13 protein-coding genes are annotated in these 13,258 nt (G+C 73.0%); 11 read left to right on the top strand and 2 right to left on the bottom strand.

The features are described 5' to 3' along the window. Positions 1–178: 178 nt before the first annotated feature. The gene (gene rpmB / locus ACZ7KX_RS35750; RefSeq protein ID WP_014138233.1) at positions 179–364 is read right to left on the bottom strand and encodes a 50S ribosomal protein L28; all 186 of its coding nucleotides are present in this window, start codon (positions 362–364) and stop codon (positions 179–181) included. A gap of 303 nt (positions 365–667) precedes the next feature. Between rpmB and ACZ7KX_RS35755 the strand changes: the two genes are divergently transcribed. From ACZ7KX_RS35755 to mutM, 10 genes are all read left to right on the top strand, one after another. Continuing rightward, on the top strand, positions 668–2,350 hold the full coding sequence (locus tag ACZ7KX_RS35755) for a DAK2 domain-containing protein (protein ID WP_470330145.1): 1,683 nt from the start codon (positions 668–670) through the stop codon (positions 2,348–2,350). 72 nt (positions 2,351–2,422) lie between these two features. Next, entirely contained in the window at positions 2,423–4,648 is a 2,226-nt protein-coding gene (recG, locus tag ACZ7KX_RS35760) for an ATP-dependent DNA helicase RecG (protein ID WP_470330146.1), read from the top strand. 105 nt (positions 4,649–4,753) lie between these two features. After that, positions 4,754–5,287: a hypothetical protein gene (locus ACZ7KX_RS35765; RefSeq protein WP_350524609.1), complete on the top strand. Its 534-nt coding sequence runs from the start codon at positions 4,754–4,756 to the stop codon at positions 5,285–5,287. Positions 5,288–5,409: 122 nt separating this feature from the next. After that, positions 5,410–5,991, top strand: coding sequence for a 16S rRNA (guanine(966)-N(2))-methyltransferase RsmD (gene rsmD / locus ACZ7KX_RS35770; protein ID WP_470330147.1), 582 nt, complete (start codon positions 5,410–5,412; stop codon positions 5,989–5,991). 50 nt (positions 5,992–6,041) lie between these two features. Beyond that, a complete protein-coding gene (gene coaD, locus ACZ7KX_RS35775; RefSeq protein ID WP_350524607.1) occupies positions 6,042–6,533 on the top strand; it encodes a pantetheine-phosphate adenylyltransferase in 492 nt (163 codons plus the stop codon). Positions 6,534–6,750: 217 nt separating this feature from the next. Beyond that, positions 6,751–7,929 (top strand): ATP synthase F0 subunit B, encoded by a 1,179-nt coding sequence (locus ACZ7KX_RS35780; RefSeq protein WP_470330148.1) that lies wholly within the window; start codon positions 6,751–6,753, stop codon positions 7,927–7,929. 163 nt (positions 7,930–8,092) lie between these two features. Beyond that, positions 8,093–8,737: a YceD family protein gene (locus ACZ7KX_RS35785; RefSeq protein ID WP_396551910.1), complete on the top strand. Its 645-nt coding sequence runs from the start codon at positions 8,093–8,095 to the stop codon at positions 8,735–8,737. A gap of 2 nt (positions 8,738–8,739) precedes the next feature. Continuing rightward, on the top strand, positions 8,740–8,913 hold the full coding sequence (gene rpmF / locus ACZ7KX_RS35790; protein ID WP_030275709.1) for a 50S ribosomal protein L32: 174 nt from the start codon (positions 8,740–8,742) through the stop codon (positions 8,911–8,913). Positions 8,914–8,933: 20 nt separating this feature from the next. Next, complete coding sequence (gene rnc, locus ACZ7KX_RS35795) at positions 8,934–9,722, top strand: ribonuclease III (protein ID WP_470330149.1); 789 nt, start codon at positions 8,934–8,936, stop codon at positions 9,720–9,722. A 55-nt stretch (positions 9,723–9,777) separates the two neighbouring features. Next, the gene (gene mutM, locus ACZ7KX_RS35800) at positions 9,778–10,656 is read left to right on the top strand and encodes a bifunctional DNA-formamidopyrimidine glycosylase/DNA-(apurinic or apyrimidinic site) lyase (protein WP_470330150.1); all 879 of its coding nucleotides are present in this window, start codon (positions 9,778–9,780) and stop codon (positions 10,654–10,656) included. Positions 10,657–10,662: 6 nt separating this feature from the next. Here mutM and ACZ7KX_RS35805 read toward each other — a convergent pair whose 3' ends face one another. Beyond that, on the bottom strand, positions 10,663–11,586 hold the full coding sequence (locus ACZ7KX_RS35805; RefSeq protein WP_470330151.1) for a DMT family protein: 924 nt from the start codon (positions 11,584–11,586) through the stop codon (positions 10,663–10,665). Between the two features lie 320 nt (positions 11,587–11,906). Between ACZ7KX_RS35805 and ACZ7KX_RS35810 the strand changes: the two genes are divergently transcribed. Further along, complete coding sequence (locus ACZ7KX_RS35810) at positions 11,907–13,241, top strand: hypothetical protein (RefSeq protein ID WP_470330152.1); 1,335 nt, start codon at positions 11,907–11,909, stop codon at positions 13,239–13,241. The last annotated feature ends 17 nt before the right edge of the window (positions 13,242–13,258 follow it).

Consider the following 13,258-nt stretch of genomic DNA (forward strand, 5'->3'; position numbering starts at 1 on the left):
GAAGCCGAGGAGTCCGGAAAGCTGAAGAGCCCGGAAAACAGTCGTGGGCGGGCCCCTGGAGAGGGTCCGCCCACCACCGGTGAGTCCGGAATACGGCGTTGCCGGCCGTGGAAACAGCGAAGCCGGCCCATCCGAGGATGAACCGGCTCACTGGAGGACCGGCATGCCGGTCTGCGCGTCAGCGCGAGACCTTACCGGCCTTGATGCACGAGGTGCAGACGTTGAGCCGCTTCGGCGTCCGCCCAATCACAGCGCGCACCGTCTGGATGTTGGGGTTCCAACGACGGGGGGTACGGCGGTGAGAGTGGGAGATGCTGTTGCCGAAGCCCGGCCCCTTGCCGCAGACGTCGCAGTTGGCAGCCACAGGAGTCACTCCAAGACTTCAGATCAGATACTTTCGAAAACCCCGCCCACCCACCGGAGCACTCACGTGAACCAGACCGGACAAGGGGGTGAGCCTGGACGGTTCCAGGCAACCGGAAGAGCATACAACGCTTGCTTCCGTCCCACGAAACTACCATGACCGGCCGAGTGATCGCTCGGGCCGCCGGTCCGGACGGCCCACTCCGCCCCGCCCCGATAGCCTGCCGGTATCACCCCTCGCCGCCGCCCCGAAGGTGCTGCCGCCCCCACGGGCCGTCGCGGCGTCCCATCCGGAGGAGACCTGGTGCTGCACACGCTCGACGCGCCGGCCGTGCGCAGCTGGTGCCAGCTCGCCCTGCGCGCGCTCGGCCAGGCCCGCGAGGAGATCGACGCGCTCAACGTCTATCCCGTCCCGGACGGCGACACCGGCACCAACCTCTACCTGACCGTCGAGTCCGCCGCCGCCGAGGTGGAGAGCCGCTTCGCCGACCCCGCCGCCGACCCGGCCCCCGGACTGGCCGACGCGGTCCGGGCGATGGCCCGCGGCGCGCTGGTCGGCGCCCGCGGCAACTCCGGCGTGATCCTCGCCCAGTGGCTGCGCGGCACCGCCGAGACGCTGGCCGAGGGCGGCGGCGCCGAACAGCTGCGGGCCGCCCTGCAGCGGGCCGCCGACTCCGCCTACCAGGCCGTCGCGGAGCCCGTCGAGGGCACCCTGCTGACCGTCGCCCGGGTCGCCGCCCGGGAGGCCGTCCGGGCCGGGGACGGGCTCGCGCAGGTCGCCGACACCGCCTACCGGGCCGCCCGGGACGCCCTGCGGCACACCCCGGAGCAGCTCGCCGTGCTCGCCGAGAACGGCGTCGTGGACGCCGGCGGGCGGGGCCTGGTCGCCGTCCTCGGCGCACTCGCCGACGCCGTCGCCGGGCAGCAGCCGATGGGGCCGGTCGCGCTGCGCGGGGACGTCCGGGCCGTGCAGGGCTGCGAGGCGCACGTGCGCCCACCCGCCACCCGCCACCACCCTTCGCCCGGATCGCTGCGCGATGCCCCCGCCGTGGGCCCCGGCCACCCGGCGTTCGAGGTCATCTACCTGCTGGACGCCCCCGACGAGGCGCTCCCCGTGCTGCGCGAGCGGCTCGGCGCGCTCGGCGACTCCCTGGTGGTCGGCGGCGGCGACGGCCTGTGGAGCGTGCACGTCCACGTGGACGACGCGGGCGCCGCCGTGGAGGCCGGGGTCGAGGCCGGGCGCCCGCACCGGATCCGGATCACGCACTTCGCCGAGGCCGCCGCCAGGGCGGGCACCTCCACCGAGCGCGGCGAGCGCGAGGAGCGGGCGCGCGCGGTGCTCTCGGTGGTCTCCGGCGAGGGCCTGGCCGAGCTGTGCGTGCAGGCCGGCGCCGTCGTCCTGCACGCCGACCCGGACCGGCCGCCGGCCAGCGCCGAACTCGCCGCCGCCGTCCGCCGCTCGGCCGCCCGCGAGGTCGTCCTGCTGCTCAACGACCCGGAACTGCGCGCCGCCGCCGGCGCCGCGGCCGACCAGTTGCGCGAGGAGGGCGTCCGGATCGCCGTGCTGCCCACCCGCTCGCCGGTGCAGGGCCTGGCGGCGCTCGCGGTGCACGAGGGCGGCCGCCGCTTCGACGAGGACGTGGTCGCCATGACCTCCGCCGCCGGGGCCACCCGGTACGCCGAACTCGCCGTCGCGGAGGGGGAGTCCTGGACGATGGCCGGGGTCTGCCAGGCCGGGGACGTGCTCGGGCTGATCGACGGCGACGTCGCGGTGATCGGCACCGGCCTGGAGGAGGTCGGCGCGAGCGTGCTGGACCGGATGCTCGGCGCGGGCGGCGAACTCGTCACCCTGGTCCTCGGCGACGGCACCGACGAGGCGCTGGCCGAACGGCTGGTCGCGCACGTGCGGCACGGGCGGCCCGAGGTGGACGCGGTGGTGTTCCACGGCGGGCAGGAGTCGGCGCCGCTGCTCATCGGCGTGGAGTAGCGGCCGGTCCGGGCGCGGCGGCGGGCGGCGCGAGGCCCGGTTCGTCGGTCCCGTGGTGTAAACAGGGCCCTGATGGGCGCTCTCGATGAACCACTGACCAAACTCGTCGGCGACCGCACCGCGAAGGTGCTCGCCGACAGCCTCAAGCTGCGCACGGTCGGGGACCTGCTGCACCACTATCCGCGCCGCTACGTCGAGCGCGGCCAGCTCACCAGCCTGGACGACCTGGAGATCGACGAGCACGTCACCGTGCTGGCCCGGATCGAGAAGGTCACCCTGATCCCGTTCCGCGGCCGCAAGGGCGACCGCCTGGAGGTCGTCGTCACCGACGGCCGCAGCCGGCTCTCGCTGGTCTTCTTCAACCAGGGCTGGCGGCAGAAGGAGCTCAAGGCCGGCGCCCAGGGCCTGTTCGCGGGCAAGGTCGGCGTCTTCAACCGCACCCGCCAGCTGGTCTCGCCCGACTACCAGCTGCTCGACGAGGAGGCCGGCTCCGACGCCGCGAAGCAGTTCGCCGGCCGGCTGATCCCGGTGTACGGCGCCAGCGCGCAGATGCCCAGCTGGAAGCTGTCGATCTGCATCGAGACCGCGCTCACCAAGCACCTCGGCGACGTCGGCGAACCGCTGCCCGCCGAACTGCGCGAGCGGCACGACCTGATCCCGTTGCCCGAGGCGCTGGAGCTGATCCACCGCCCGCGCAGCCAGGCCGACCGCGAGCGCGCCCAGAGCCGGCTGCGCTGGGACGAGGCCTTCGTCCTCCAGGTCGCCCTGGCCCAGCGCAGGGCCGCGGACTCCGCACTGCCCGCCAAGCCGCGCAAGGCCCGGGCGGGCGGCCTGCTGGACGCCTTCGACGCCCGGCTGCCGTTCACCCTCACCGAGGGCCAGCAGAAGGTCTCCGCCGAGATCGCCGCCGACCTGGCCACCGAGCACCCGATGCACCGGCTGCTCCAGGGCGAGGTCGGCTCCGGGAAGACGCTGGTCGCGCTGCGGGCGATGCTCGCCGTGGTGGACGCGGGCGGCCAGGCCGTGCTGCTCGCGCCTACCGAGGTGCTCGCCCAGCAGCACCACCGCTCGATCGTCGAGATGATGGGGGACCTCGCCGAGGGCGGCATGCTCGGCGGCTCCGAGCACGCCACCCGGGTGGTGCTGCTGACCGGCTCGATGGGCACCGCCGCGCGCCGCCAGGCGATGCTGGACATGGTCTGCGGGGACGCCGGGCTCGCCATCGGCACCCACGCGCTGATCGAGGACAAGGTCGAGTTCCAGGACCTCGGCCTGGTGGTGGTCGACGAGCAGCACCGCTTCGGCGTCGAACAGCGGGACGCGCTGCGCGCCAAGGGGCAGCAGCCGCCGCACCTGCTGGTGATGACGGCCACCCCGATCCCGCGCACCGTCGCGATGACGGTCTTCGGGGACCTGGAGACCTCCGTCCTGGACCAGCTGCCGGCCGGCCGCTCGCCGATCTCCACCCACGTCGTCCCCGCGCTGGAGAAGCCCAACTTCCTCACCCGGGCCTGGGAGCGCGTCCGCGAGGAGGTCGACAAGGGCCACCAGGCGTACGTGGTCTGCCCCCGGATCGGGGACGAGGAGCCCGCAGCCGATCCGAAGGCCGCGAAGAAGAAGCGGAAGGCGGCCGAGGAGGACTTCGAGGAGGTCGCCGACGCCGGCGCCGCGAGCGACGAACGGCGGCCCCCGCTCTCCGTGGTGGAGACCGCGGAGAAGCTGGTCAAGGGGCCGCTCGCCGGTCTGCGGGTGGAGATCCTGCACGGCCGGCTGGCGCCCGACGCCAAGGACGACGTGATGCGCCGGTTCGCCGCGGGGGAGGTGGACGTGCTGGTCGCCACCACGGTCATCGAGGTCGGCGTCAACGTCCCCAACTCCACCGCGATGGTCATCATGGACGCCGACCGCTTCGGCGTCTCCCAGCTCCACCAGCTGCGCGGCCGGGTCGGCCGCGGCAGCGCACCGGGCCTGTGCCTGCTGGTCAGCGAGATGCCCGGCGGCAGTCCCGCCCGCGCGCGGCTGGACGCGGTGGCCGGCACCCTGGACGGCTTCGAGCTCTCCCGGATCGACCTCGAACAGCGCCGCGAGGGCGACGTGCTGGGCCAGGCGCAGTCCGGGGTGAAGTCCTCGCTCAAGGTGCTCTCGGTGCTGGAGGACGAGGAGGTCATCCTCACCGCCCGGACCGAGGCCACCCGGCTGGTCGCCGAGGACCCGGAGCTGGCCGCCCACCCGGAGCTGCGCACCGCCCTGGAGAGCCTGCTCGACGAGGACCGCGCGGCCTACATGGAGAAGGGCTGAGCGGCCCCTCGGACGAGCCGGATTGTCAGACCCCCGGGAGAGAATGAAGGTGTTCAGGGCGCACCTCCAAGGTGCGTACCTGGCACGACACTTGGGGGTCCTGCCATGGCATTCCGTCATCTCAACGAGCTCCCGCTGGGCGACAAGGTCTTCCGGATCGAACTCGCCAGCGACGACGACCGCGAGGTCACCCTCACCCTCACCGGCTGGCGCGAGGGTGCGGCGGCCGCGCCGCTCGCCTCGGGCAAGCTCCGCCTGCCGGTCGAGGACGTCGCCTCGCTGCGGATCGCGCTGAACCGCGCGCTGCGCGCGCTGGCGATCGTCGCCGACGTCTCCGAGCCCATCCCCGACCGCGACGTGCTGCGCGAGCTGTACCCCGGCCACGGCGCCCCCTGGGTGCCGCAGCACGAGGAGGAGCTGGTCCGGCGCTTCCACGACGGCGAGACCGTCGCCCGGATCGCCGCCCGCTTCGGCCGGACGCCCGACTCCGTCCGGACCAAGCTGCGCGAGCTCGGGCACGACCCGCGCCGCCCCGAGTTCTGCCCGCCCGACGGCTGCCTGTCCTGGTCCCGCTACGCCTCGCCGGCCCTGCTCGGCGGGTCGGTCCCGGGCCAGTCGGTGGGTTCCGAGGCGAGCTGACCACCCGAGTGCGCGGGTGCGGCCCGGTGGAGCCGTCCACCGGGCCGCACCCGCTCGGTGTGGGGCCGGTGCGGCGGGCGGGATAGCGTGGTCGGGCAGCGACGAAAGGACCTCCCACCACCATGACCCGCGTGATCGCCGGGGCGGCCGGCGGCCGCCGGCTGGCCGTACCGCCCGGCCGGGGCACCCGACCGACCTCCGACAAGGCCCGCGAGGCGATGTTCTCCACCCTGGAGGCGCTGCGCGGCACCGTGCACGGGGCCCGGATGCTCGACCTGTTCGGCGGATCGGGCGCGGTCGGGCTGGAGGCGCTGTCCCGCGGCGCCGAGCACGTCCTGCTGGTCGAGGCGGACAGCCAGGCGGCCCGGGTGATCCGGGAGAACGTCCGCACGCTCGGCCTCCCGGGTGCCGAGGTGCGCGCCGCGAAGGCGGAGAAGGTGATCGCCGGGCCGCCCCCGCAGCGCCCGTACGACCTGGTGTTCCTCGACCCGCCGTACGCCGTGACGGACGCGGAACTCCGCGAGATGCTGATCACACTCCTGGCCGGGGGCTGGCTGGCGGAGGACACACTCGTCACCGTGGAGCGCAGCACCCGCGGCGGCGAGTTCGACTGGCCCGGGGGTTTCGAGGGACTGCGCTCCCGCCGCTACGGCGAGGGCACGCTCTGGTACGGTCGCGCCGCCGCGGCCGACCAGCAGGAGTAGCGGGCCGCGGGCCCGCAAGAGCCGTCACCCCACGAGGGAGCACACACGCCATGCGCCGAGCCGTCTGCCCCGGGTCGTTCGACCCGATCACCAACGGTCACCTGGACATCATCGAGCGGGCCTCGAAGCTCTACGACGTGGTGCATGTCGCGGTCGCGATCAACCGGAACAAGCAGGGCATGTTCACCATCGAGGAGCGGATCGAGCTCATCGAGGAGACCACCGCCAAGTACGGCAACATCGTGGTCGAGTCGCACCTCGGCCTGCTGGTGGACTTCTGCCGGGAGCGCGGCATCCCGGCGATCGTCAAGGGCCTGCGCGCCGTCAGCGACTTCGACTACGAGCTGCAGATGGCCCAGATGAACCACGGGCTGACCGGCGTCGAGACGCTGTTCCTGCCGACCTCGCCGACCTACAGCTTCCTCTCCTCGACGCTGGTCAAGGAGGTCGCCTCGTACGGCGGCGACGTCTCGCACCTGCTGCCCGAGACGGTGCACCGCCGGCTGGTCGAGCGGATCGCGGAGCGCAAGGCCGAGCAGTAGGCGGAGCGGTGGGCGGCCGGTCGGCCTCCCGGGACAGGACGTCCCTTTCTGCCGGTTCGTCACGTCTTGTCCGATGGCCGGGAGGCCGGTTCGGCTCGGGTGTTGTGACCGTGCCCCGAGGTGGCCGTACAGTCTGTAGTCCTGCCCTGCGGTGAGGTCCACCGCGCCGGGCCTGCCTCCGCCGGACCGTCGGCGGCACACGGAAAGACGAAGCCCCGTGGACGTGCAGAACAAGGTCGACGAGATCGTGGCGGCGGTCGAGAACGCCCGCTCGATGCCGATGTCGGCCTCCTGCGTGGTGAACCGGGCCGAGCTGATCGGCCTGCTCAACGACCTCAAGGCGGCCCTGCCCGCCGAACTGGCCCAGGCCCAGTCGGTGATGGCCGACCACGAGCAGGTGGTGGCCGGCGCCCAGGCCGAGGCCGAGCGGATCATCCAGGGCGCGCACGCCGAGCGCGGCTCGCTGATCTCGGACACCGAGGTGGTCCGCCAGGCCCAGTCCCAGGCCGACCGGATCCTCGCCGAGGCGCGGTCCGAGGTCGACACCAAGCGGGCCGAGGCCGACGACTACGTGGACAGCAAGCTCGCCAACTTCGAGGTGGTGCTGACCAAGACGCTCGGCGCGGTCGGCCGCGGCCGCACCAAGCTGCGCGGGGACTCCGGCGTCTTCGAGACCGAGCACGACGGCGAGACGGACGGTGAGGAGTTCCGGCCGCAGCGGATCAGCCCGAGCCCCGAGGTCGACGAGTACGTCGATGTGAAGCTGGCCACGCTGGAGAACGTGCTCAGCGCCACCCTGGAGGCCGTCGGCAAGGGTCGCGACAAGCTGCTCGGCAAGCGGCCCATCGACGAGCTGGGCGCCTACCTGGCCGCCGCCGACGAGGCGCAGCAGGCCAAGGAGCGGGCCGAGGCGGTGGCGGCCGGCTTCGCCACGGACGCCGACGGCGAGGACATCGCCTGGTACCGCGAGGACGTCCCGCAGCAGCAGACCTGGCCCGAGCAGACCCCGGCCGCGGCGGGCTGGCAGGACCCCGGCGCCGACCAGTACGCGGCCGCCGCCCAGCAGCAGGGCGGCCAGTACGCGGAGGTGTACGGCGGCGGCTACGACCCGGCCGCCCAGGGGGACCCGTACAACACCCAGTGGGGCGGGCAGCAGGACGGCTACCAGCAGCAGGGCTACCCGGCCCAGCAGCAGGACGGCTACGCCTACCAGCAGCACCAGCACCAGCACCAGCAGCAGGGCTACGGCGCGCAGCAGTACGACGGGTACAACTACCCGCAGCCGCCCGCCGCCCCGCCGGCCGTGCCGCAGCAGCAGCAGGGCCTGGACGAGACCAGCTTCTTCGACACCAGCATGATCGACATGACCAGGTTGCGGGAGCTCGGCGGCCGCTGAGCGGACCGTCGCGGAGTCTCCTGACGGGACCGAAGTTGGGCCTGGCGGGAGACTCCGGTAGTCTGACCACTCCGGCATCCCCATGTCCGGCCGTCGGCTTGCCCGCGCAAGGTCGACCTGTATGGGGAATCTCTCGATCGTTTCCAATGGAAGTCAGGACACCGTGAACCGCCTCGACCACCGCGACCCCCTCGTGTTCGACACGCACGAGCTCGGTCGTCGCCCGGGTTCGATGCGCAAGGTGTCCCGGACCCTGGAGGCCCCCGAGGGCTTCGGGATCATCGATGTGATCGGTGTTCCGGAGAAGAGCCCGATCGAGCTGGAGCTCCGCCTGGAGTCCGTGGTCGAGGGCGTGCTGGTCACCGGCACCGCCGACGCCCACGTCGAGGGCGAGTGCGTCCGGTGCCTGGAGCCCGTCGAGTTCGACGTCGACGTGGACTTCCAGGAGCTGTACTACTACCCGGAGTCCGACGAGCGCCATCGCGCCCGGACCACCGGGACCGAGGACCTCGACGAGGACCCGGAAGAAGAGACTTACCGCCTGGAGGGCGACTTCTTCGACCTCCAGCCGGTGCTGCGTGACGCGGTGGTGCTCGCACTGCCGCTGCAGCCGGTGTGCCAGGAAGACTGCCTGGGCCTGTGCTCCGAATGCGGAGCGCGCCTGAGCGACGACCCGACGCACCACCACGACGCCGTCGACCCCCGGTGGGCGGCTCTGCAGGGACTCTCCGCCGCCCCCGGCGACGAGGGTGACGGGATCAAGACCAGCGACACCCGTGAGGGTCTCGCCGAGAACCAGGAGAAGTAGCCGTGGCTGTTCCGAAGCGGAAGATGTCGCGCAGCAACACGCGCCACCGCCGGTCCAACTGGAAGGCCGTTGCCCCGGCCCTCGTGGCGTGCGACCGCTGCCACGAGCCGAAGCTCGCGCACATCGCGTGCCCGAGCTGCGGCACGTACAACCGTCGCCAGGTCCTCTCGGTCTGATCGGCGGGGTGTACGGATCGATGTCGGACGGTAACTCCACCCGCAAGGCGTCCTCCGCCCCGAAGGGTTCTTCGGGCGGCGGCAAGGCCGGCGGGCCGGCTTCGACCGAATACGACGTCCTGGAAGGGCGCCTCGGGTACACGCTTGAGCGCGCCCTTCTGGTACGTGCACTGACCCACCGCTCGTACGCGTACGAGAACGGGGGTCTGCCCACCAACGAGCGCCTGGAGTTCCTCGGCGACTCGGTGCTGGGCCTCGTGGTGACCGACACCCTCTACCGCGTCCACCCGGACGTCCCGGAGGGCACGCTCGCCAAGCTGCGCGCCGCGGTGGTCAACTCCCGCGCGCTCGCGGACGTCGGCCGGGGTCTGGACCTCGGCACGTTCATCCGCCTCGGCAAGGGCGAGGAGGGCACCGGCGGCCGCGACAAGTCGTCGATCCTCGCCGACACCGTCGAGGCCGTGATCGGGGCCGTCTACCTGGACCAGGGTCTGGACGCCGCCACCGAGTTCGTCCACCGCCTGTTCGACCCGCTGATCGAGGAGTCCTCTCAGCTGGGCGCCGGCCTGGACTGGAAGACCAGCCTGCAGGAGCTCACCGCCTCGGTGGGCATCGGGGTTCCCGAGTACGTGGTCATGGAGTCCGGTCCGGACCACGAGAAGACCTTCACCGCCGCGGCCCGGGTGGCCGGCGAGGACTTCGGCAGCGGCGTCGGCCGCTCGAAGAAGGAAGCCGAGCAGAAGGCCGCCGAGAGCGCCTGGCGCGCGATCAAGGAGAAGTACGCCGACCGGCTTCCCGCCGGGGCGTGATCGCGAAGTAGCCTTTCCTCCTGCGGATCCGTATCGAAGCAGGAGGCTCCTTCCCGTGCCCGAACTCCCCGAGGTCGAGGTCGTCCGCCGCGGTCTGGCCGCCTGGGTCGCCGGGCGGACCGTCGCCGACGTCCAGGTGCTGCACCCGCGCGCGGTGCGCCGCCAGCCGGCCGGTGCGGTCGACTTCACGGCCCGGCTGACCGGCACCACCCTCGGCACCGCGCAGCGGCGCGGCAAGTACCTGTGGGTGCCCCTGGCGGGTACCGGCACGGGCTTCTCGCTGATCGGCCACCTCGGGATGAGCGGCCAGCTGCTCGTCCAGGACCCGTCGGTGCCGGACGAGACGCACCTGCGCGTCCGGCTGCGCTTCGCCGACGGCGGGCGCGAACTGCGCTTCGTCGACCAGCGGACCTTCGGCGGCCTGGCGGTCGAGGAGGCCGAGGAGGGCGACCCGGAGGGCACGCCCGTCTCCATCGCGCACATCGCCCGCGACCCGCTCGACCCGCGCTTCGACGACGGGGCCTTCGTGGCCGCGCTGCGCGCCAAGCGCACCACCGTCAAGCGCGCGCTGCTCGACCAGACCCTGATCAGCGGTGTCGGCAACATCTACGCCGACGAGGCCCTGTGGCGCTCCAGGCTGCACTACGACCGCCCGACGCCGACGCTGACCCGCCCGCAGGCCGCCGTCCTGCTGGCCAGCGCCCGGGACGTGATGACCGCGGCGCTCGCCGTCGGCGGCACCAGCTTCGACAGCCTCTACGTCAACGTGAACGGCGAGAGCGGCTACTTCTCCCGGGACCTCGACGCCTACGGTCGCGAGCACGAGCCCTGCCGCCGCTGCGGCACCCCGATCCGGCGGGCGGCCTGGATGAACCGCTCCAGCTACTTCTGCCCCCGCTGCCAGCGCGTGCCGCGGGCCCGCAGCGGGGGCTGACCCGGCCTACTTGCGGCCGGCGAGCTCGGGATGCCCGGCGTCCGCCCCGTCGGGGGCGCCGTGGGTGTCCTGGCCGAAGTAGGCGACCCCGACCGCGGACACCACCGCGAGCAGGAAGCCGACCACGCCGAGCCAGCCCAGGCCGGCCTTGGAGGAGTCGCCGAGCCAGATCACGCCGACCGCGCCGGGCAGGACCGTCTCGCCGACCACCAGTGCGGCCGTCGCGCCGTTCACCGAGCCGATCTGCAGGGCCACGGTGTGGATGTACATGCCGCCGAGGCCGCCGACCAGGATCGCGTACAGCGCCGGGTCGGACAGCAGGGTGCCGAGCTCGAACGGGTCGACGCCGTTCAGGATGCGCACGCCGACGCCCAGGGCGCCGAAGCCGAGACCGGAGAGCAGACCGGCGACGATCGCGCCGTTCGCGCCCATCCGGCGCACCAGCAGGCTGCCGCCGCCCAGCACCACGGTGGTGATGATCAGCAGCCACCAGTGGAAGGACATCGCCGCGTGGTGGCCGCCCTCCGGGCCCGCCGAGACGGCCAGCAGCACCAGCGCCGAGCAGAGCACGCCGATCGAGGCCCACTCCAGCTGCTTGAGCCGCAGGCCCAGCAGCTTGATGCTGAGCAGCGCGGTGATCACCAGGTTGGCGCTGATGATGGTCTGGGAGAGGAACAGCGGCAGCAGCCGGGCGGCCAGTGCGCCGAGCCCGAAGCCGATCAGGTCGAGCACCGTGCCGAGGATGAACTCCCAGGTGACGGCGGCCTTCGCGGTCGAGGACAGGCTCGGTCCGCCGTGCTCGGTGGTCGAGGTGGTGGCGCCCTTGGCGGCCTCCTCCCGGGCGGAACGGCGGGATCCGACGGCCTGCAGGACCGAGCCGGTGCCGTAGCAGGCGGATGCCGCCACGGCGGTGACGAGGCCGATGATCACCAAGTGCTCCGATCGGGAGGTGGGTCGAGAACGGGCCGGGTAAAGGAAAGGCAATGGGACCGGTGGTCCGGGACCACTATGCCCGTTCGCCCGGTACGGTCGGCACGCCCCCTGTGGCGCCCCGGAGCCGGGCCGGGCCCGCCCGGACCTACGTCCGGGGGCCTGCGGCGGTTCCCCCGCCCCGCCCGCGTCAGGGTCGGCCGGGGGGAACATCATCCCCGGGAAGGGGACCTGACCCGGCGGACGGCGGGGTGTCCCGTCCCTACCAGTATGCGAAGGGTATGGCGTGCTCCGACGCGGCTCACGGTAGCGTCGGGGACATGAGAACCCTTGCACGACGTTCCCGGGGCACCGGGCCGCTTGCCCTGGTGGCGGCGCTGCTCGGGCTGCTGCTCCTGCTGGCGCCGGCCGCCTCGGCCGCGGGCGGGCTGAGCGACGCCTCCGCCGCCCTCAAGAAGGGCAAGGTCTACGTCGACCCGGCGATGACCGACCGCTTCAGCCAGGCCCAGGCGGATGCCCTGACCAAGAAGATCGACAAGGCCGACAAGCCGATCTTCGTCGCGGTCGTGCCCGACTCGCCCGCCTACGGCAAGGAGACGGTCGTCACCGACCTCCGCACTCTGGTCGGCATCGACGGCGTGTACGCGGTCTGGCGCGGCGACGGCTTCCTGGCCAAGGCGGACAAGGGCGCGATGGCCGCCGGCGTCGCCCCGCGGATCTCCGGCGCCGTCGCCCGCGCCCACGGCGGCGACATCGACGCCACCCTGAACGACTTCGTGGACCAGGCCGCTCCGCAGACCAAGGGCCAGGGCGTCAACCACAGCACCTCGATCGCCTGGGTGGTCATCCCGGTCGTGCTGGTGGCCCTGGCGGGAGCCGGAGTCTTCTTCCTCTTCCGGCGCGCCAAGAAGCGCAAGGAGGAGCAGGCCCGGGCCGAGCTGGAGCAGGTGCGCCGGGTGGTCGACGAGGACATCACCGCCTTCGGCGAGGAGCTGGACCGGCTCGACTTCGACCCGGCCGCGGCGGACGCCGACGACGCCCAGCGCACCGATTACACCCACGCCCTGGACGCGTACGAGAAGTCCAAGCGCCTGATGGAGGAGGCCAAGCGGCCGGACGACGTCAAGCAGGTCACCGAGGCGATCGAGGACGGCCGGTTCGCGCTGGCCACCCTGAGCGCCCGGCGGGGCGGGCGCCCGCTGCCCGAGCGCCGGCCCCCGTGCTTCATGGACCCGCGTCACGGCCCGTCCGTCAAGGACGTCGACTGGGCCCCGGCCGGCGGCTCCGCCCGCTCCGTCCCGGTCTGCCAGGCGGACGCGGACCGGGTGGCGGCCGGCCTCGACCCGGCGGTCCGCACCGTGGACACCGAGTACGGCCCGCAGCCGTACTGGAACGCCGGCCCGGCGTACGCCCCGTACGCGGGCGGCTACTACAGCAGCTTCGGCGGCGGCCTGCTGCCCGGCCTGCTGGTCGGCACCATGCTCGGCTCGATGATGAGCAGCCCGGCCTACGCGTCGCCGATGGCGGACGGCGGCCACGGCTACCAGGACCAGTACGAGGGCGGCGACTACACCGGGGCCGACTTCAACGCGGGCGACTTCAGCGGCGGCGACTTCACCAGTGGCGGTGACTTCGGCGGCGGCGGGGACTGGTAGCCCCGGCCCGAGCGCCC

The organism is Kitasatospora sp. NPDC038210 (assembly GCF_055600605.1).